This window comes from Collinsella aerofaciens, from assembly GCF_028209395.1.
In the GTDB taxonomy this organism is placed as follows: Bacteria; Actinomycetota; Coriobacteriia; order Coriobacteriales; family Coriobacteriaceae; genus Collinsella; species Collinsella aerofaciens_AZ.
Genome location: NZ_JAQLDQ010000012.1, coordinates 2,467 through 23,008, shown reverse-complemented (window position 1 = coordinate 23,008; position 20,542 = coordinate 2,467). Strand labels below are relative to the sequence as shown.

Genomic DNA, 20,542 nt, shown 5'->3' with positions numbered 1-20,542 from the left:
TGCATATGCTAGCTATGATACCCCGAGCGGGGGCGCGCTCCTAGAACGTCGCGGACCACAGCCCGTGCAGGTTGCAGTAGGCATAGACGGTACCGGTCTTGGAACCGCCGGCAAAAAACGTCGCGGGCTTCATGCCGGGCTCAAGGTAATGGACCTCTAAGCGGCCCTCGGCCTCAAGGGCGATCCACTCAATATAGTGCTCGGGCAGGCTGGGGTGCTCGACCGAGCCAACGCGTGCGCGAATCACGTGACCGTCGCGCTCGGTCTCGACAACAGGCACGTGCTTCTCGTGCGCCGCGTCCTCAGTGTTTGCGGTCAGTTCCGTGCAACCGGCAGGGGTTGCAACGTCGTTGCCAAGGGCGGCAATGAGCTTACCGTCGGGGTCCTTAAAGAATTTCGCCATGATGTTCTCCTTTGCTGACGTGCCAATGTTCTTGATGGTTCTTATGCCCAAAGGCAGACAAACCATCCACGGCATTGCAAATGAACACATAACGGGCGGGGACGATGGGGCAGCGTGCGCTATCCGCCCTGGCGGCCCCACCCGAGCGGGTTAGCGCCCGTCGCCGCCCAGCAGCGCCAGAACATCTTCGCGGGTAAACAGCGCCGACGAGATGCCGTCGCCGCCGAGCACGCTGTTGACCAGGTCGCGCTTGGACTCCTGCATCTGCATAATGCGCTCCTCGATCGTGTCCTTGGCGATGAGCTTGTACACGGTCACGGTATGTTGCTGGCCAATACGGTGCGCGCGGTCGGTCGCCTGGTCCTGCGCTGCCACGTTCCACCACGGGTCGTAGTGGATGACCACGTCGGCCGCCGTCAGGTTAAGGCCCACGCCGCCCGCCTTGAGCGAAATCAAAAAGACCGGAACCTCGCCCGCTTGGAACTGCGCGACCATCTTGGCGCGGCTCTCCTTAGACGAAGCGCCCGTGAGCTTAAGGAAGGCGATGTCCTCCTTGGCCAAGCGCTTACCGATGATATCGAGCATACCCGTAAACTGGCTGAACAACAGGATGCGATGCCCGCCGTCGAGTGCGCCGTGCACGAGCTCCATACACGTATCGAGCTTGGCGCTCCCCGCCTTGTAATCCTCGTAGTGTAGACGCGGGTCGCAGCAGATCTGGCGCAGCTTGGTGAGCTCGGCGAGCACCTTGAGTTTGTCCTTCTTAAACTCCCCAGCCTCGCGGTGCTGCACCTGCTGGGCGATGCGGTCCTGGTTGGCCAGGTAGAGCTTGCGCTGCTCGCCGGTAAGCTGCGCCATGACGGTGTCTTCGATCTTCTCGGGCAGGTCGGCCACCACGTCTTCCTTAACACGGCGCAGCACAAACGGCGACACGAGCGCCTGCAGGCGAGCGGCGCTATCGCCCTCGGCATGCTCGACGGGGCTCTCAAAGCGCTTGGCAAACGACTCGCGCGTCCCCAAAAGGCCCGGCATCAAAAAGTCGAAGATGCTCCAGAGCTCGGACAGGCGGTTTTCGATGGGCGTGCCCGTCAGGGCAAAGCGCACGCCGGCAGGCAGGCGCTTGGCGGCGCGCGCCACCTGCGTGAGCGGATTTTTAATGTACTGTGCCTCATCGAGCACCACGCGGGCAAAATCCCGCTCGACGTACTCGTCGATATCGCGCCGCATAAGGTCATACGACGTCACGACCACGCTATGCTCGGCCACGCCAGCGATCTGCACGCGGCGTTGAGCCTTGGCGCCCACAATGGCGCACACATCGAGCGACGGGGCAAAGCGCTCCAGCTCGGCAGTCCAGTTGTACACGAGTGAGGCCGGGCATACCACGAGCGTGGGCTTGGTGTCCCCCGCCTCCACGCGCGCCAGAATATGCGCAATCATCTGGAGCGTTTTGCCCAGGCCCATGTCGTCGGCCAAGATGCCGCCAAGGCCCAGGTGTTCGAGCGAGCCGAGCCACTGGTATCCGTCGACCTGGTAGCCGCGCATCGTTGCCTTGAGCGATCCCGGCACCGTAAAGTCCATCTTGCCGAGCGTGTCCAGGCGCTCGACGGTACGGCGGAACGCAGCGTCGCGATCGGCCTCGAGCGCCGGCGTGCGTGCGAGCATGCTGTCGACGAACAGGGTGCTCGACGCGGGAAGCGACACGCCGTCGAGCAGGTCGACGGCATCGACACCCAGGTCCTCGGCAAGGCCAAACGCGGCGCGCGCCCCCTCGTCCAGGCGAATGATGTCGCCGGACGTAAGGCGCGCAAACGTTTGATGGCGCTTGTACGAATCGAGATAGACGGCAAGGTCCGCGGCCGAAAGCCCGCTCGCGCCCAGCTCGACATCGAGCAGATTGCTCTTAACGGTCGCACGAACCGAGAGCTTGGGCGCGGGGCGGACCGAGATCTGGCGCAGACGGTCGCTGAGCATGATCTCACCCAGTTCGGACAGGGCAGACAGGCCCTCGGTCAGCAGGCAGAACAAGCGGGCGTCATCGCGCTCCTCAAACGCCAGGCCGCGCTCGTAGAAATCGAAGTACAGGGCCGCCGTATCCATAACGCGAAACTCCGCCACCTCGTCGCGGGGCGGCACACCGGGGCGCTGCTCTTCGAAGGGGCTGCCCGGAGCGCCCAGGCTAAAGAGATCCGCCGACCAATCGCCGTAGGTAACCGTAATTTTGCAGGTCACGAGCCCATCGTCGACGCCGATCGCCATAGCAAAGCTCGGCTCGGGTGCCACGGTATCGAGCGCGGCGGGCGCGGTGAGGTCGGTGTAGTCGCGCAAAATGGGCAGCGCCATACGGCAGAACTCACCCACCTGCTCGGCGGCAATATGGGCGGGCGTGCGGCACGGCAGCAAGCGCGACAAAAAAGGTGCGGCATGCTGAGCAAATGCAGCGTCGGTACGGCGCGCGCGGCGCGTGTCAACCAAGTAGGCGGCATCGCCCGACGCAAAGCAGTACATATCGGCGGGCAGGCGCAGGTCATAGCTACCACCAGCCGCCGGCGCGATTTTGGCGGCAAGCAGCGGTGGGCGCTTAGCGGATGCCTCGTCCTCCCCTTGCGGAGACAGCTCAACCGCCACGTCGTAGGTGCGATGCGTCGTCATCCCCCGCGACCAGGCGGGCTCAAAGGAGATGGTCTGGCCGCGCAGCAGGTCCAGCACATATACGATGCTATGCTCGGACAGCGGCAACTGACGCTCGGCAACAAAACCACTGCGGGCAAAGTCGTACGACGCCGAACGCGAGCTTGTGATGTCATCGAGATAGGCAACTGTCGTCACAACAAGGTTGAGCAGCTTTGCCGATGTTTCGTCAAAGGCCTCAGGTGAATGGACAAACGTGAGCTTCTTGCCATAGGAGAACGTGCCGCCGCGCACGTAGGCATCGGCCATGCCGTCGATGTCCTTGACCACGTAGGAGACCGATCCACAGCGAATGCGGAACTCGAGCGCCCAGCTAAAGCGGTCAGCGAACAGCGGATTGTAGTACGGCACCAACGAGGGCTCCAACGCCGCTTTGGGGGCGTCGGGATCAACGGCACCGGCAAGCTTGCGGCGCATGCTCGCCAGCTCATCCATGCGCGCGTCCGAAAGATCGGAAAGCGCCGCCACAAGGCTCGGGCTCGTGGGGACGGGCGCCGGGAAGGGAAAGTTGGGGTTGACGGCCGGCGCGGCGGACGCGGTGCGCGCGGGCTGTTTCGGCTGCGCCGTAAACGTGCGGACCGGCGTGCGCAAACCTTCGACGGGCTCGGCGCCGCTGGCATCCAAATACGCCAGAGCCGTGGCAATAGCGTGCTTGCACATACCGGGGTAACGATAGGCGGCGGGGCAATCGCAGTCGTAGTCGATCACCTCGTGCTCGTCCATGTCGAGCGCCACGTGCGTCTTGTACAGGTCGCCGCGCGAGCCGCGCACCGACCCCTCAATCGTCACGTTTTTGGAGAAGCGCGAGCCGCTGTCCTCAATCGACAGCACGGCACCGTTGAGCATGAGCGAACGCCCCTTCATAAAGGTGCCGCTCAACGCCGCCTCTTTGCGAAGCGCCTGCACAAACGTCCCCTGCGCCATCACTTCCTCCAATCTCACCCGGGGTAGCTTAGATCACCGTCACGCGGCCCTGGTTACCCACAATGGCCTTGGCCTCGGCCAGCAGCGGAATCGAACGCGCGTTGACCTTGGCAGGTACCTCGGCACGCAGCACGCGCCCGTCCACCTGCTCGATAAAGATCTCCACACGGTCGCCGCCCGGGTTAGCGGTGAGCACCGTGGCCAGGCGCGCCATATTGCCCTGGCTAAAGCGGCTGTTGGGCACCATGACCTCAAACACCTTGGGCTTGTTGTTCTCCTCGTTGAGCTCGAGCGGCACGATCTCCTGCGCGATGATCTGGTCGCCGCGGTCCGAGCGCTCGAGCTTGCCCTTAATGCGCACAAAGGCATCGGACAGCTGCGCGCCGGTCTCGGGATCGACCTCGCCGTACAGGTACCCCTCGGCCTCTTTATAGGTCTTGGGGAACACGACGACGGTGGCCTCGCCTTCCATGTCCTCGAGCTGCACGATGCCCATGGGGTCACCGTTTTTGGTCACGCGCTTGGACACGCTCGAGACCATGCCGGCCCACCACAGCGCCTTGCCCTCGGGAATTTCCTGGTTGATGGTGCCGCCCGTAGGATTCTGAACTTCGTAGCCGGTATCGATCTGCGAGAACGAGAAGTCGCGCGCCTTGGCTAGTGCATACTCAAACGGGCGCAGCGGGTGGTCCGAGACATAGATGCCCAGAACCTCTTTCTCCTGGCTCAGCTTGAGGTGTCGGTCCCATTCCTGGCCGTCCGGATCGGGCACGCTGACCTCGAAGCCCGAGCCCTCAACGTCGCCAAACATATCGAAGAACGACGTCTGCCCGCTCGCGCGATCCTTCTGGCGCTTTACCGCGGCATCGATGATGTTCTCGGGGTTGTTCTTGTCCACAAAGTGCATCATCTGACGACGCGGATACCCCGTGGAGTCGAAGGCGCCTGCCTTGATCAGCGATTCGATTACGCGACGGTTGGCCTGGCTCGAGTCCACGCGCTCGACAAAGTCGTGCAGCGTCTTAAACGGGCCGCCCGCCTCGCGCTCGGCGATAATCGCCTGTGCCACACCGGTGCCCACGCCGCGGATGCCGGCCAGACCAAAGCGCACGCCCTCCTTGGTAGCCGTGAACTCGGTACCCGACTCGTTGACATCTGGCGACAGCACGGGGATGCCGTCGTGACGGCATGCCGAGACGTAGTGCACGATCTTGTCGGTCTTGCCCGTGTAGGACGTCAGAACGGCCGCCATGTACTCGTGCGGATAGTGCGCCTTGAGCCACGCCGTCTGCATAACCAGGATGGCGTAGCCGGCGGAGTGCGACTTGTTAAAGGCGTAAGATGCGAACTCGAGAACATCGTCCCAAATCTTCTGGGCGACCTCGCGCGTGTAGTTGTTCTTGATAGCGCCGTTCATCCAGTGGTCGTAGGTGGTCTCGTCCGAGCCATCCTCCCAGTGCAGCACCGTCGACGTGAGCAGCTTGATCTTTTTCTTAGCCACGGGTTTACGGATACGCGAGTCCGATTCGCCCTTGGAGAAGCCGCACATCTCGACGGAGATGAGCATAACCTGCTCCTGGTAGACCATGGTGCCGTAGGTTTCGCCCAGGATGTCGTCCAGGCGGTCGTCGTAGGAGACGGCCGGCTCCTTGCCGTTCATACGGTTGATGTAGGACGAGACCATGCCGGCGCCCAGCGGGCCCGGGCGGTACAGGGCGATCAATGCTACGACGTGCTTGTACTCGGTGGGCTTCATGTTCTTGATCGTGGCCGTCATGCCGGCGGACTCGACCTGGAAGACGCCGGCAGTGTGACCGGAGCCCATGAGCTTAAAGATCTCGGGATCGTCAAAGGGGATCTCTTCCTCTTTGATGTCGATACCGAAGTTCTTTTTGATGTTTGCCTTGGCCTTGGAGATAACCGTCAGCGTGCGCAGGCCCAAGAAGTCCATCTTGAGCAGGCCCATGTCGGCAACGGTATGGCCCTCGTACTGGGTAATCTCGACGCCGCCCTTGGTGTCGAGCTTGGTGGGCACATGTTCGTTGACGGGGTCGCGGCAGATCAGAACGGCGCACGCGTGCACGCCCTCGCCACGGGTGAGGCCCTCAATCGAGAGCGCCGTGTCGATGATGCGGCGGGCGTCGTCGTCCTTTTTATAGGCCTCGGCAAAGTCGGGGTTAAACAGATCCTCTTTGCCGGGTTGTTTTTCGAGTACCTGCTTGAGCTTGACCTTGGGGTCGCTCGAGACCATCTTGGACAGGCGCTGGCCCATGTAGACCGGGTAGTCCAGAACGCGCGCGGCATCGTTGATGGCCTGCTTGGCCTTAATGGTCGAGTAGGTGATGACGTGGGTGACCTTCTCGGGGCCGTAGAGCTGGCGAACGTGCTCCACGACCTCGAGGCGCCGCTCATCGTCGAAGTCCATATCGATATCGGGCATCTCGGTACGCTGCGGGGACAGGAACCTCTCGAACATCAGGCCGTTCTCGAGCGGGTCGAACGCGGTGATGTTCATGGCGTAGGCGACGATAGCGCCGGCGGCCGAGCCACGGCCGGGGCCGACGCCGATGCCGTTGTCCTTGGCCCATTGCACGTACTCGGCGACGATGAGGAAGTAGGCGGCAAAGCCCTTGTCGCAAATGACCTTGTATTCGTACTCAAAGCGCTCTTTGATGTTGACGCCACCGATCTCGCGCGTGGCCCAGTCGTCACCATAGTGCTGGCGCAGGCCCTTCTCGCACTCGCGGCGGAACTGGCTCTCGTGTGTCTCGCCGGGGTCGAGCAGCGGGAAGCGCGGCAGGATGATGGAGTCCCAGTCCAGCTCTACGTAGCACTTGTCGGCGATCTCGAGCGTGTTGTCGCAGGCCTCGGGGCAATACGGGAACATCGCCCGCATCTCCTCCTCGGTCTTCATATAAAACTCCGAGCCGGTCATGCGCATGCGGTTGGGGTCGTCGACCTTGGCGTTCATGCCAATGCACATGATGACGTCCTGCACCGGCGCGTCCTCGCGGCGCAGGTAGTGGAAGTCGTTGGTGGCAATGACTTTGACGCCCACCTGCTTGGCGATGTCGATGAGCGTGCGGTCCATCTGCTCGTCGGTCAGGCCGTTGTCGGTGGTGATGCCGTGTTCCTGGATCTCGATATAAAAGTCGCCGGGTTCGAAGGTATCGCGGAAGGTCTCGGCCCACTTGATGGCGCCCTCCATGTCACCGCGGTCGATGTATTTGGGAATGATGCCCGCGATGCAGGCGCTCGTGCAGATCATGCCCTTGGCATGGCGGCGCAGGTTGTCGAGCGTCACGCGGGGCTTGTAGTAAAAGCCCTGCACGGCGGCCTCGGAAACCGTCTGCATCAGGTTGACGTAGCCCTCCTGGTCCTTGGCCAGAAGGATCATGTGATAAAGCTCGGGCTTATGGTCGCGGGCGAGCGTCTCGTCCGGCGTAAAGTAAACCTCGCAGCCAAAGATGGGCTTGATGACCAGAGGCGGCTTGAGCTCGTCGATGTTGCCCTTCTCGTCCCACATGGCCATGTCCTTCACATACTGGGCATGCTCGCGCGGGTTTGCCTCGGGATCGGGCTCCACCAGCTCGTCGCGACGGTCCTTTTCCAAGAAGGCCTTGTCGTGGCTCCAGGTTTTGTACTCGGGCGTGTTGTGGTTAACGGCGTCACAGGCCAGCGCCAGATCGGGCACGCCATACATGTAGCCGTGGTCGGTAATGGCGACGGCGGGCATGCCCAGCTCAACGGCGCGGTTGACCATATCCTGGATACGGGTTGCGCCGTCGAGCATGGAAAAGACGGTGTGGTTGTGCAGATGGACGAATGCCATGTGATGAGCTCCGATGCGGGTTCGTGTTCTGACTGAACGATTTTACCCCACGGCGCGGACAGCACCCGAACCTAGCCAAACCCACACGGTAGTCTTTTTGGGACCTTCAAAAAGGGGAATGAGGGCATCCAGATATATCGAGTATTACTGAAACCCCGGCGATACGCTGAATGATTTGTGACGAATAGTCATGTCCATCAAGAAGGCTCGACGCTTCGGGCAGCTCGTCAATCGATATATCAATTCTTGGAGACATGTATTCCTACCATTTTTAAAGAAACAACGGCGGTAATTGCTATCGCGATTGCGCCAATAACACCGAGCGCTATCTGAATGGGATATAACCCCAACACATATCCAAATATGGAGAAAAACATTGCAGAAAAGAGGGCCCTCACCAGAGACGCGACGGAAAGGATCGTCGCGCGGAGATCATCCGCTATCGCGTCTTGGATTAAGTTTTCCGAAGTGATGTACACCACTTCCGGGAGAAAACAAAGCACCATGCTAAGGCCAAACAAACACAGCGGATTTGAAGCGAACCACGGAAGAATCATGAAAAGACCGGCCTCGATTAACATCGAGCCGAGCATGGTATTTCTTTTCCCGAAACGCGATGAGAAGAAATCTGCTGCAATGTAGGCCGTCGCATTTACTGCATAGGATGCACCGAAAAAGATTCCTATTATGGAGACGGGAGCATCAAATGCGTCGAATACCAACTGATTCAAGTTGTAATAACTCCCATAGAATCCATCGAGCATGCTTGTGCCGACTAGAAGAAGCAATACCGCAAAAGCGGATTCTCCAATGCACCAGGTTTCGCGTCTGAAGATCTTGGCTACGTCAAACCTTTCCTCCCCAGAGTTTTTGGAATGGGTCGTTTCCATCCTCTCAATGGGATACAGAAGGAAAAGCTGCAGGAGATAGAAAACGGAAACGCATACGTAGAGGGCACTCCAAGATACTTGGGCAATGAATGATCCAAGTACGATTGCCACTCCCGTCGCGATTGATTGCGCGGCAAGCAGCCGAGCGTTGATGGTGAGGAAGCGCTCTCCTTGACCGGCATTTCGGGCAATTTCATATAAAAGTGCTTGTTCGGATCCCGATTGAAGGGAGTAGGCGAGTGCCTCAACAAGGGAAAGCGCGACGAGAAAGGGGCCTGAGAGTAACAGCATGCCAGCCGTATGGAAGAAAAGAAGCAGAACGCCCACTTGAATCGAGAACTTCTTTCCAAAGAAATCGCCTACCAGCCCTGTTGGCAGCTCGAGGACGACCGTTGCAATGTTGTACAGGGCTTGATAAAGCGCGATTTCCGTGACAGACATTCCTTTATCCGCAAGGAAAAGTAGAAACACTCCCCGATTTAAAACAAATCCCGCGAGAACGAAAAAGGCGGAATAGATGTGCAGTTGCGTAGCGGCATTCTTATTCATTTGGCACTTCCATCAACTAATTTTGCCGGGCCGCTCGCTACTGACTCGAAGCCTGAAGTGTTCACAGTTGATGTGAAGAGCGGTAAAGCTTTTGCACAGGGTATCAATGGAATACATCCGAAGCGTTTTCGGCAGTATCATCGGCGAAGGCGGGATTAGCCTTTACGCGGCGCTCACCCTCGATGTATTTGACGATTTGATCAATCGTCTGGTTGGCGCGGCTCTTGAGCTTGCGCTCGTAGAAGAAGAGGCCGAGCTTGCCGCGCATACCAGACGTGTTGCCACCCGCACCCTGAAAATCCTCGGTATAGGTGAGCTCGCAAGCACCATCGCCAGCAGGTGCAGCCTCATAGCGCATGGTATTGATGCCCGCCGCATACTGAAAACAGACCTCATAGAGGCACGGGTAGTCAAAGTGCTTGATCTTAACCTTGATCGCCGTGCCCTTGGTCTTGCCTTTTGCGGTATGGACGCTTCTCGTACTTATAGCCGTTGAGCTTATTGCGACTAGGACGTTTGCCCGTGGCGTTCTCGATATCCTGCATGATGGACCCCGCCAGAACGTCAAAAAGCTCCTCCGGCGTCACCTTAAGCGTTTTGGTGAGCTGCATGATGGCTCCTTATTCGCTTGAACCGTTCGAGCCATTGTACCGCCCCAGGCTCTCCCATGCGTTGCGGTGCCATTTGGACGATTGAGGGCCTTACGGCCGAAAACCAACCAAATAGCACCATAAAGCCTGAGGTGGCTAAAGGTTGTAGGTGACTACTTGAGGTTCGGCGGGTTTGACGAAGATGGTTGGATCCGGCTGCTCCGCGCGGACGAACTTGACGGTCACGGCCTCAAAGCCCGCCTTGTGCAGAACATCAGCGTAGACGCGCGCCTGCAGGGCGTGCTTCTCCTGCAGCTGATCCGGCGTCTCGTCCGGTGTGCCGCCCGTCTTGTAGTCGATGACCAGCGCGCGCGACGGATCGGCCGGGTCGGTTGCCAAAGCGTCGATGGCGCCCTCGGCATATGCACCGTAGCGGGCAATGTCCTTGTCCTCACAGCCCAGCGAAAAGAACGGCACCTCGGCGCGAACGCACGGCCACGCGAGCAGGTCGGCACGAACAGCCGACTTGAGCCAGCGGTCCAGGGCAACGTCGAAGCGTTCGCGCTGCTCCGGCGTCAGGCGCCACAAGCGTGCCAGCGCATCGGCGCGCACAGCGGGCAACACGTCGGCACCCATCTCGATCAGCCACTGGCAGGCAGCATGGAACGCCGAGCCCAGCGCCATGGGGTTGCCGGCGGGCTCAACGGCGGCCACGTCTGCATCCGTCACCTCAGAACCATCCGACTCCGCATCATCGCCGGCCTCGTCCATGGGCACGTGTGCCTCGGCGGCACGGTCCTCGGACTCGGCATGCAGCGCCGCGGCAATTGACGAGTAGCTGTACGAATCGCGCGCCGGATACGGGCAGGTGCCCATGCGCACGCCCACCGCCTGGGGATACACGAGCTCAAACGCATCGGGCTCGGCGTCGGCAGGACCGGGCACAGTTGAGTGCGCAGCATTATCGGCGGCATCGGCATCGCCGCGGACAAGCCTGCCCTCGGCATCCAGAGAAGCATTGGCCTCAAACGACTGCTCGCCAAAGGAAAAGTCCGCGAGCGAAATGAGCTCGTAGTCGCCCGGCTGGGAGTTGTCGAACACCAGGCGGTCGGCATCGAGCTGCGGCATGTCCAGGGCATCCGTCGGCAAAATGCGGCGCAGCACGTCGTAGGTCAGATCCGTCTCGACATCGAAGGTCGGCGCCGTCACCTTGCCGCGGCTCACGCCGACATCCATCGCCAGAATGACCAGCTCGCGCGCTCGCGTCATGGCGACATAGAGCAAGCGAGCCCGCTCCTCGAGCGAAAGCTGCAGGTCGTGGTTGCGCAGGCGAACGAATGCCTCGGCGGGAGAACCCGTCGCGCAGACATCCTCCATGAGCTCCGGCGGCAACCATAGCGACGTGCCCTTACCCTTAAACGCATGCTCAAACTGCTTTTTGACGTCATCGCCCTTTACGAACGTGCCGTCCGCGAGTTTAACGCCGTCGAAGCGCGCCGGCAGCGCCACGACCTGCGCTCCGCCCTCGACACGCCCCATCTGAGCCGCACCCGAAGACTTACGCACGCCAAAGCACTCCGCAACCGCCACGACCGGATACTCCAGGCCCTTGGAGGCATGCACCGTCATGATGCGCACCGCGCCGTCGCCCTCCTCGTTGAGGGCACCTGGGGCCTCCTTGCCCGCCAAGAAGCGGTCGAAGGCAAGCGCAATGGAACGCGGCGAGTTACCGAACTCGGCCTCCGCCTCGGCCACGGCATCGAGCGCCTTAAGCACGTTGGCGGCAATGGCCTTGCCCTCGGGACCACGCTGTGCCAGACGCACAAACCAGCCGGAGGCGTTGACAGTATCGCGCGCGATGGCGGCGAACGAATCGCGGCCCACGCGACGAAGCGCATACCGCAGCACCTCGCGGGCGCGCGTCACGAGCGGCAAGTCTTGCAAACCCGGCACATCGGAATCGCTCATGATGCCCGCATCGATGTTGCGGCGCGAGGTCTCCCCCGTCTGGTCGTCCAGTTTGGTCGCCAGCGCCAGGAACTCCTGGGCGCCGAGCGCAAACATCGGCGAGGCGAGCAGCGGCATAAGGCCCTGCGCCGTATCGGCCGGATTGGCGAGTGCGCAGACCAGGGCACGCACCGTCTGCACCTCAGCTGCCTGGGCAAAGACCGAGCCGCCTGCGATCACGCAGTCGAGCTCTTGGTCGCGGAAGGCCTGCGCATAGACATCGGCGTTGGTCATGCGGCCCAGCAGCAGGACCATGCTGCCCTGGGGCTGGCCCGCTTTAACGAGTGCTTGGAATCGCTCCGCAATCGCGCGAGCTTTCGCCTGCGTTCGCTCCTGCGTACTGCCACCGGCAACGAAGATCGCCTGGCGGCGCGATGCCTTCGCCTTGAGCTTGTCCTCGCGTTCGTCGCTCGGTTCAAGATCCAAGAACCCCTGCATCAAACCACCGGTGTCGCCGTCAAAGACGCGCGCCACATAGCGCAGCACCTCGTCGTGGCTGCGGAAGTTGCGTACAAGCTTGACGAGCTCGCCGGCGGGGGCATCGGACGTGGCGACCGTCTCGGACGCCGTCGTCGAACCCACCTTGCGCTCCTGGCGACGGAACACCTCGACCTCGGCACCACGGAAGCGGTAGATCGACTGCTGCGCATCGCCTACGGTGCACAGTGCGCGCTCCCCCGCGCCCGTCAGGTAACGGATCAAATCGACCTGCATCTGGTCGGTATCCTGGAACTCATCGATCATGACCATCTTAAAGCGACCCTCATAGGCCGCTCGAATAGCCGGGTAGTCGCGCAGCGCCTCGTACGCCATACGCAGTAGGTCGTTGTTATCGAGCGCGGACTGGCCGGCCTTCAGCGCGCGATACTCAGCCTCCACGGAACGGGCCAGGCCCACCAGCGCATCGAGCGCGGGACCACCGCAGGCCAGCACGATATTGATAAACGCATCGGCAGCCTCGGCCTTGAGCAGCTCCACCTGTTCCTTAGGAAACGCCTTGCTCGCCCGAGGCATGCTGCACGACATCATGAGTCGCGCCACATCCTCCATGGTTTTGCCGCTCGCCTCAAACGCGTCGATGGCATCGAGTGCCACCTGCGCTTTCTCGGTCGCGGCCTTGCTCGCACCCAACGCCGCGCGATAGGCGTCGGCGAGTGCCGAGGTATCGGCCTGGCCGCGCGCCACGCACACATCGTCCATGCCGCCCGGCAGCTGGCTCGATAGCTCCAGCAGGTCGCGCACCAGACCTTTGATGGTGGTACCGGCGCCAAACGGCCCGCCCTCGCCCGCCATGGGATACCAAGCGTAGAGGGCCTTAAGCGAGGCGGCGAGCTCAGGCGCGGCATCGGGCGCCGTCGCGCGCCCCAGCACATGCTCGACAGCCTGATCCATAAGCTCATCGGTATCGGTAAGCACCGTGAACTCGGGATCGATGCCCAGCTCCAACGCATGCGCGCGCAGGATGCGCGAACACATACCGTGAATGGTCGAGATCCAAGCGTCGTCGACGGTCAGGGCCTCCTCGTCCATACCCTCTTCGATAAGCGCGCGACGCACGCGGTCGCGAATCTCGGCCGCGGCATCTTTGGTGAAGGTAATGGCGAGCACCTGGTCCAGATGCTCAACGAACGGACCGGATTCGGGCGAGAGCGCGTAGACGATGCGGCGCGTGAGGGTAAAGGTCTTGCCCGAACCGGCACCCGCCGAGACAAACAGCGGACGGTCGAGCGTTTTGACGATCTGCAGCTGTTGCGGCATCAAAGTCGAAAGATCCATGGTCTACACGTCCCTCCTTACAAACGTTCCTTCGTGGTTATACGAGCAGCGCGCATGCGCGGCCTGAGCCGACATCGGGTCGACGGCGGCAACGTCGCCTGCCTCGAGTTCGTGCAGGCGCTCGGCGATGCCGGCCTCCACGCGATCGAGCAGGGCGTCGAAGTCCATGCTGCCACCCTCGCCGGGAAAGCCCTTCTTAAGCCCCGGGATGCGGCCGTCACCACGCTCCTCCTCGAGCAGCTCGGCACTCGCGGCGCCGCGCAGCGCCGGTTTGCCGCCCTTGGTCGAAAAATAGAGCGCCGCACGGGCATCCAGATCCAGCGCCCGGCGCATGGCCTGCGCATAGATAAGCGTCTGGGTATGGGGCGGCAGCCACCGCGGGTCGTCGATGGCGGCCTCGCCCGATTCCTCGTCGCGCACCGTGGGGTCGGCGAGTTTAAACTCCTCAACGCCCGTGCGATGCTTGTAGTCGATTACCACGGCGCGATTCTCGGCATCCACATCCACGCGGTCGATGCGCCCGCCGAGCGGCCAGCCGGCATACTCGACCTGGAGCTCGTTGAACGCAAACTCCAGGTAGCGCGGCGCGAAGGGCGCGAGCGCCTCGGACTCGTAGGCAAGAACGCCCTCCAGCTGCGGCAAAATCTCGGCCACCTGGCGCTCCTCCACCGGGGAGAGCGGCACGAGCGGGCCCTCGGTACCGCGCTTGCCCGCATGCTCGGCCAAGGTCTCGTCAAAGACCTCGCGCAGCAGCTCCTTCGCGCGTGGCAGATTCATGGGTGTCACGCGCTCCATGCCCTCCTGGGGCAGACGGGCATGCAAGTGTTCCAGCACGTCGTGGACAAAGTTGCCCTTCTCCATATTGCCAAAGCCAGCGTCGATCGACTGGGGCTTCACGCGGTACGAGACGAACCAGCATAGCGGGCAGGTCGAATAGGCCTCGATCTGCGAGGCAGACGTCAGGCGCGGCACCAGCGGCGCATCCTCGCCCTCGCCATCGCGACGACGCAGGACCAGATACGGAATGGCTTCATCGCTCAGATGCTGGGGGGCTTCGCAGGTCACGCGCTCGCGCCTAAGACCTTCGCCTGCCGCGGGATCGAAGTCCCTTACGATATCGCCCTCACCCACACACTTCGCCTTGTCGGCGCCAACGGCCTTAGCGTCGTCAGCGGCCTTGTCGGCGTCAGCGGCCTTAGCATCGTTAGCGGCCTCGGCATGCGCCCGCAACTCGGTCCACACGGCCGCCGGATAGCACTCGCGCGCCTGACGATCGTGGGTCACACGGGCGAGCGTAACCGGACCACGCGACGCTTGTATCGCGCGGCCAAAGCGTGCGCGCAGCAAGGCCGCAGGCTCAAGCGTCACGTCCTCGCGACCGAGGCTCGCCGTCAGCGTGGTCAGCGGCCCCTCTTCGTGTGAGAGCGGATAGCTGTCCAGATCGACATCGGCAAACAGCACGGCATCGTAGCTGCCGGGGCGCAGAGCCGCCGCATCGGCAAGCGAAGCAAAGCGAACCTGGGCGCGTGGCGCACGGTCAACCTCGTAGGTCTCGTAATCGTAGGCGGCGCTACGCTTGTCCACCTTGGTTCGAATGTCATCGAGCACGGGCACGGTCGCGGCCTGCGACACGTTGAGCGCACGGGCGTCATTCATAAGGATGTCGATGACGTGGCGCAGCAGGGCCACCTCCGCCTGGCGACGGGCCTGACCGTCGAGACCGCCAAGTGCGCGATCGGGCAGTGCCTCGGCAACGGCAAGCATGGCCTTGAGCGCCGTCACGGGTTTGTCGCGCCACAGCGCCTGGAACACGTCCGAGATCACGCACGGCACGCTCTTAAACCAGTTCTCGTCGCTCGCCGCTTTACGCGCGCCCCTCACCTGGCCCTGCACGCTCTGCAGCAGGCTCTTGACGCCCGCAGTGGTCTTGCTGCGCGACAGTCGCATATTCTTGTCGAACGTGCGCGCGCTGGCGGCGTCGGCACCCGAAAGCGGGCTGTAAATCCAGTCGGTAAGCTCCGGAGCGGGCCACCACTCAGTCTTAGAAGCTGCCCCTTCGTCGGCGGCCTTCATACGCTCGATCAGGTTGGCGAGCGCCGTGAACTGCCTGCCCGCAATGGATTGGGAAAACGCCGTGAACTCGGCCGTCTCGGCAGCAACGTGGCGCGCCGCCAAACGAGCGGCAAGCTCGCCGAACAGCTGGGGTGCCCGGGCGGACACCACGAGTACGCGCACGGGATCGACGGGTGCGGAGGCGGCATCGTTGACCTTGGACTCCTTGCGCGCTTTCACCATCTTATCGATGACGTCCGCATAGACACGGGCACGGGCATGGGGCCCGGCGACTTCCACAAAGGCAGGACGTACGACGGACTTTGGAGCAATCGCGGGAGCGCCGGCATCCTCGTCCAGCGGCGCGATCTCAAACAGCACACCGCGGACATCAAATGCCGCGGCAAGCTCCTCGCGCATCGCCGCTTGCTCGCGGGCAAGCAGCACGACAACCTCTCCCCCGTTGTTTGCCACGGCGGACAGCAGCTCGAGCAGGCTATACGTAAATGACGTGACGCCGCGCACGCAAACGGCGCGGGCGCACCCCGGCAGGTTGTCGGCCAAAGCGCCGGCCATAATGTCAGCCGCCTCGCAGGGCTCGACCATATCTCGACGGTCCAAACCGCGCGCATAGGCGCACAAAAGTTCAAACACGCGAGCCTCGGCGTCGCTTCTGGGCTTGGGCTTGCAAACGTTGTCGCAGCAACGCTCGGCACCTGTCCCTGCCACACCCGGCAGCACATCGCGAGCCATACGCGCGAGCATACGCACCGTGCCCTGGCTGCGCGAAAGCGGCTGCAGGTCGGCGTCGTCGAGACGCGCTACCATGTCCGAAAACAGCATCTGGCGCTGCAGGTTGTCGACGAAACCGCGCCCGTCGCCCAAAAGCTCCCAAAGCGAGCGAACACACGATGTAGGCGTCTTGTAGTCAATACCCAGCGAAACGCCGGCTTCCGCCGCATCATGACGGCACAGGTCGAGCTCGGCAAACGTTGGCGCCAGCAGCACGGCACGCCCGTGGCGGGCAATAAGGTCGGCAAGCAGCGCCGCCTCGGCATCGCTCAAATCCGCGCCGGCGTTGGTGGTATAGATTCGAACAGGCATGGTCCTCCACTCAAACCGTTCGCAATATTCAATGCTTCCATCCTACCCGCCCACGCGGACAGATTGCTACCTCAGCTCCATGTTTTGGTGCAAAGCAACCTGACCCCAACGCACCAGCCGATTGCGGGCATATAAAAACCGCCCCCGAAGGAACGGTTCTGCACAATTCGTTTGTTGTCGCTGGCCTACTCGCCATCCTCCAGCTTGATGAGGATCTTGCGATAGCCGCCGTACTCGCCGTTCAGCGCCTTTGAAACGCGGCTCACCGTAGTGGACGAAGCGCCGGTGCGGGCCTGAACCTCAACATAAGGCTCGCCCTCATCCAGATAGCGCGCAACCTGCAGACGTTGCGAAAGATCGCAGATCTCGCGCGGCGTGCAGATATCGGTCAAAAACGCTTGGATATCCTTCTCGTCATCCAAAAGACTAAATGCGTGGACCAGCTGCTTGACATCAGGCTTGTCAAACATGTTCTCGATATTCATCGATCACCGCCAAACCCGCCATAAGGCATCGAAGTTGATACTGACATCGGGCATCGTTCGCCCGTTCTATGCAATAGGGCAACGCCTGTGGCTTTTGCCCGTAGCAGTTTAGCACACCACCAAACTAAAGCGACAAAACTCTCTGCCAGCGGCGCGTTTTCTAGGACGAACGCCGTTTTGAAACCGAATGCGCACGCAAGCTCCACGAATATCTGAGACAATGGGCGCCCAAACAGAGCCGTGCCCGAGCATCTGTCCGAGTTGCAAAGGCATGTGCCTCTCACGCTCCCTCACCACGCCATGCGCAAGAAAGGATTCACACCATGCGCTTTATGCTCAACTGGCTTTTGACCTCAATCGCCATCGCGATCGCAACGTTTCTCGTCCCCGGCATTCAGCCCTTCGGCATGGCCGACGCCTGGGTCTGCTTTGCCTTCGTGGGACTGTTCCTGAACATCGTCGATTCGCTCGTCAAGCCGTTCCTGACGGTTATCTCGCTGCCGCTCACGATCATTACGCTGGGTATTTTTCAGCTCGTAGTCAACAGCTTTATGCTCGAGCTGGCCAGCTATCTGTCGGTCAATCTGCTGGGCGCGGGCATCTCCATCGCCAGCTTTGGATCGGCCTTTATGGGCAGCATCCTGGTGTCCATCATGCGCAGCATCCTCGACAGCATCGCCGAGGGCTAAAACGGCCATTCCGGCCGCGCCCGTCTCAACAGCCCAAAACGAAGGCCGCCCATCACAAAAATGGGCGGCCTTCTTATTTGCCAAGTCTCAAAGGGCGAGAGAATCTGCCATTTCCACCCCGTCCCCAAATGGCAGGTGGGCTAGATCACGTAGTCGTAGCCTTCGTTGGGAGCGACAAGTTGATCGAGCGTCACACCGTCGAGGTAGTCGTTGATAAGCTTGTCCAGGTTCTTCCACACGTCGAGCGTGGGGCACTCGTCAGAGCGCGAACAACCCTTGCAGTCGCCATCCAGGCAGGCGACCGGCGCCAGGCTGCCCTCGGTCAGGCGCAAGATCTCGCCCACCGTGTACTGCTCGGGCGGGCGCGTGAGCACATAGCCGCCGCCCTTGCCGCGCATGCCCGAGAGCATGTTGGCGCGCACGAGCGTAGCCAGAATATTCTCGAGGTACTTCTCCGAAATACCCTGACGCGCCGCAATCTCTTTAAGCGGGATACGGCCTGTCGCCTGGTGCTCGGCCAGGTCGACCATAACGCGCAGGGCATATCTGCCCTTTGTGGAAACCAACATATATATAGCTGCCTTTCGGTCTTTTAATTCGTAGAAATTCTAGCCGAAAAATTGGTTTTGAAAATACCTATTCCCGTCAAGATGGTTAATCGACTCGTAATAATCTTCTATTTCCTATTGCGTTACTAGGCTTTGGTGTCTACTATGCTTGCCAACAGCAAAACGAACAACCTATAAGGTTTGTGGGTTTCGCTGCCACACACACCGTAAAACCACACGGTATCCAGTCATTTGAACACTTTGGAGGTTCACCATGAGCAATGTTTACACGTCCATCGATCAGCTTATCGGCCACACCCCGCTTCTGGAGCTCACCCACTTCGAGGCCGACGAGGACCTCAAGGCCCGTGTGCTCGTCAAATTGGAATACTTCAACCCCGCCGGGTCCGTCAAAGACCGCGTCGCCAAGAACATGATTGACGAGGCCGAGAAGGCCGGCAAGCTCGTGCGCGGTGGCGACTACACCATCATCGAGCCCACGAGTGGCAACACCGGCGTCGGCATCGCCTCGGTGGCGGCGGCCCGCGGCTACAAGGTGATCATCACTATGCCCGAGACCATGTCCGTCGAGCGCCGCAAGCTCATGCAGGCATACGGCGCACAGCTCGTGCTCACCGACGGCTCCAAAGGCATGAAGGGCGCCATCGCCAAGGCCGAGGAGCTGCAGAAGGAGACCCCCAACAGCATCATCGCCGGCCAGTTTGTGAACCCCGCCAACCCCGCCATCCACAAGGCCACGACCGGCCCCGAGATCTGGGACGACACCGACGGCAAGGTCGACATCTTCGTCGCCGGCGTTGGCACCGGCGGCACCGTGACCGGCGTGGGCGAGTTCCTCAAGGAGCAGAACCCCGAGATTCAGGTCGTCGCCGTCGAGCCCGCCACCTCCCCGGTGCTCTCTAAGGGCCAGGCCGGCCCGCACAAGATCCAGGGCATCGGCGCCGGCTTTGTGCCCGACGTCCTCGATACCCAGGTCTATGACGAGATCATCCCCGTCGAGAACGACGATGCCTTTGCCACCGGCCGCGCCGTGGGCCACAAGGAAGGCGTGCTCGTGGGCATTTCGTCCGGCGCCGCCGTCTGGGCCGCTCTGCAGCTGGCCAAGCGCCCCGAGAACGAAGGCAAGACCATCGTGGCGCTGCTCGCCGACACCGGCGAGCGCTACCTGTCCACGGCGCTCTTCCAGGACTAGAGCTTCTCGTTCTTAGAACGAGTCCAAGGCACGCCGGTCTCCCCTCTCTTCTGGCAGTCTGACCTCATCCCAACAGGATGCCCCACGAGACGTCCGAACTTGCTACAATGTCTGCGGCGCGGAACCAGCCTCCCGCGCCGCTTTTCTTTTTTGGCCACATGCCACCAAGGAGAACCTCCTCATGCACAACAAGCGCGTGCTCGTCGCCATGAGCGGCGGCGTCGATTCCAGCGTGACCGCGTATCTGCTCAAAAGTCAGGGTTACGAATGTGTCGGTGCCACCATGCGCCTCACCTGCCCCGCGCCCGATCCCGCCACGGGCATGAGTAAGGTCGACCACGACATCGCCGATGCAAAGGCCGTCGCCGAGCGCCTGGGGATACCCCATCACGTGCTCGACTTGCAGCAAACCTTCGACCGCAACGTTGTCGAGCGTTTTATGAACGCCTACCAGGAGGGGCTGACGCCCAATCCGTGCATTATCTGCAACCGCCACATTAAGTTTGGCGCGCTGCTCGATGCAGCGCTGGACATGGGCTGCGACTACATCGCCACGGGCCATTACGCCAAAACAAGCCAGGCGGCAGACGGCACCTGGCAGCTGCATCGCGGCGAGGACCCTAAAAAGGACCAAAGCTACTTTTTGTATTCGCTCACGCAGGAGCGCCTGGCGCACACGATCTTTCCGCTGGCAGGCCTAGACAAAGAGCGCGACGTGCGCCGCATAGCCGCCGAGCAGGGCTTTACCAACGCCCAGAAGGCCGAAAGCGAGGACATCTGCTTTATTCC

General features: G+C 61.5%; 13 protein-coding genes. 3 read left to right on the top strand and 10 right to left on the bottom strand.

Annotated elements, in window-relative coordinates; all coding sequences use genetic code 11:
- Positions 1-40: 40 nt before the first annotated feature.
- The 9 genes from PMW67_RS06040 to PMW67_RS06000 form a co-directional block, all read right to left on the bottom strand.
- On the bottom strand, positions 41-403 hold the full coding sequence (locus PMW67_RS06040; protein WP_089572163.1) for a desulfoferrodoxin family protein: 363 nt from the start codon (positions 401-403) through the stop codon (positions 41-43).
- A gap of 150 nt (positions 404-553) precedes the next feature.
- Complete coding sequence (locus PMW67_RS06035) at positions 554-4,018, bottom strand: DEAD/DEAH box helicase (protein ID WP_271739091.1); 3,465 nt, start codon at positions 4,016-4,018, stop codon at positions 554-556.
- Positions 4,019-4,046: 28 nt separating this feature from the next.
- The gene (dnaE, locus tag PMW67_RS06030) at positions 4,047-7,850 is read right to left on the bottom strand and encodes a DNA polymerase III subunit alpha (protein ID WP_118377276.1); all 3,804 of its coding nucleotides are present in this window, start codon (positions 7,848-7,850) and stop codon (positions 4,047-4,049) included.
- Positions 7,851-8,089: 239 nt separating this feature from the next.
- Positions 8,090-9,289, bottom strand: a complete 1,200-nt coding sequence (locus PMW67_RS06025; RefSeq protein ID WP_161194646.1) for an MFS transporter — start codon at positions 9,287-9,289, stop codon at positions 8,090-8,092.
- 103 nt (positions 9,290-9,392) lie between these two features.
- Positions 9,393-9,713 carry an SRPBCC family protein gene (locus PMW67_RS06020; RefSeq protein WP_271739124.1) on the bottom strand — a complete coding sequence of 107 codons (321 nt, stop codon included), beginning with the start codon at positions 9,711-9,713 and terminating at the stop codon, positions 9,393-9,395.
- 1 nt (position 9,714) lies between these two features.
- The gene (locus PMW67_RS06015) at positions 9,715-9,900 is read right to left on the bottom strand and encodes a DUF3284 domain-containing protein (protein ID WP_271739089.1); all 186 of its coding nucleotides are present in this window, start codon (positions 9,898-9,900) and stop codon (positions 9,715-9,717) included.
- Positions 9,901-10,035: 135 nt separating this feature from the next.
- The gene (locus PMW67_RS06010; protein ID WP_271739088.1) at positions 10,036-13,662 is read right to left on the bottom strand and encodes a UvrD-helicase domain-containing protein; all 3,627 of its coding nucleotides are present in this window, start codon (positions 13,660-13,662) and stop codon (positions 10,036-10,038) included.
- Between the two features lie 3 nt (positions 13,663-13,665).
- Entirely contained in the window at positions 13,666-16,818 is a 3,153-nt protein-coding gene (locus PMW67_RS06005) for a PD-(D/E)XK nuclease family protein (RefSeq protein ID WP_271739086.1), read from the bottom strand.
- A gap of 185 nt (positions 16,819-17,003) precedes the next feature.
- Positions 17,004-17,303, bottom strand: coding sequence for a YerC/YecD family TrpR-related protein (locus PMW67_RS06000; protein WP_022094855.1), 300 nt, complete (start codon positions 17,301-17,303; stop codon positions 17,004-17,006).
- 323 nt (positions 17,304-17,626) lie between these two features.
- Here PMW67_RS06000 and PMW67_RS05995 point away from each other — a divergent pair, with 323 nt between their 5' ends.
- Positions 17,627-17,992 (top strand): phage holin family protein, encoded by a 366-nt coding sequence (locus PMW67_RS05995; protein ID WP_161194649.1) that lies wholly within the window; start codon positions 17,627-17,629, stop codon positions 17,990-17,992.
- A 140-nt stretch (positions 17,993-18,132) separates the two neighbouring features.
- On the opposite strand, the gene PMW67_RS05990 is transcribed toward PMW67_RS05995, so the two are convergent.
- Positions 18,133-18,561, bottom strand: a complete 429-nt coding sequence (locus PMW67_RS05990) for an RrF2 family transcriptional regulator (protein ID WP_117564502.1) — start codon at positions 18,559-18,561, stop codon at positions 18,133-18,135.
- A 253-nt stretch (positions 18,562-18,814) separates the two neighbouring features.
- Here PMW67_RS05990 and cysK point away from each other — a divergent pair, with 253 nt between their 5' ends.
- Together cysK and PMW67_RS05980 are read left to right on the top strand one after the other, a co-directional pair.
- Positions 18,815-19,753 carry a cysteine synthase A gene (gene cysK / locus PMW67_RS05985; protein WP_055250951.1) on the top strand — a complete coding sequence of 313 codons (939 nt, stop codon included), beginning with the start codon at positions 18,815-18,817 and terminating at the stop codon, positions 19,751-19,753.
- A 181-nt stretch (positions 19,754-19,934) separates the two neighbouring features.
- A partial coding sequence (locus PMW67_RS05980) for an MnmA/TRMU family protein (RefSeq protein WP_271739082.1) occupies positions 19,935-20,542 on the top strand: 608 nt, incomplete at its 3' end.

Bases quoted from the DNA above. Each gene is read 5' to 3' on its own strand.
- PMW67_RS06015 (WP_271739089.1), bottom strand. From the start codon at position 9,900: ATGCAGCTCACCAAAACGCTTAAGGTGACGCCGGAGGAGCTTTTTGAC.
- PMW67_RS06040 (WP_089572163.1), bottom strand. From the start codon at position 403: ATGGCGAAATTCTTTAAGGACCCCGACGGTAAGCTCATTGCCGCCCTT.
- PMW67_RS06005 (WP_271739086.1), bottom strand. From the start codon at position 16,818: ATGCCTGTTCGAATCTATACCACCAACGCCGGCGCGGATTTGAGCGAT.
- PMW67_RS05995 (WP_161194649.1), top strand. From the start codon at position 17,627: ATGCGCTTTATGCTCAACTGGCTTTTGACCTCAATCGCCATCGCGATC.
- PMW67_RS06010 (WP_271739088.1), bottom strand. From the start codon at position 13,662: ATGGATCTTTCGACTTTGATGCCGCAACAGCTGCAGATCGTCAAAACG.
- cysK (WP_055250951.1), top strand. From the start codon at position 18,815: ATGAGCAATGTTTACACGTCCATCGATCAGCTTATCGGCCACACCCCG.
- PMW67_RS06035 (WP_271739091.1), bottom strand. From the start codon at position 4,018: ATGGCGCAGGGGACGTTTGTGCAGGCGCTTCGCAAAGAGGCGGCGTTG.
- PMW67_RS06025 (WP_161194646.1), bottom strand. From the start codon at position 9,289: ATGAATAAGAATGCCGCTACGCAACTGCACATCTATTCCGCCTTTTTC.
- dnaE (WP_118377276.1), bottom strand. From the start codon at position 7,850: ATGGCATTCGTCCATCTGCACAACCACACCGTCTTTTCCATGCTCGAC.
- PMW67_RS05990 (WP_117564502.1), bottom strand. From the start codon at position 18,561: ATGTTGGTTTCCACAAAGGGCAGATATGCCCTGCGCGTTATGGTCGAC.
- PMW67_RS06000 (WP_022094855.1), bottom strand. From the start codon at position 17,303: ATGAATATCGAGAACATGTTTGACAAGCCTGATGTCAAGCAGCTGGTC.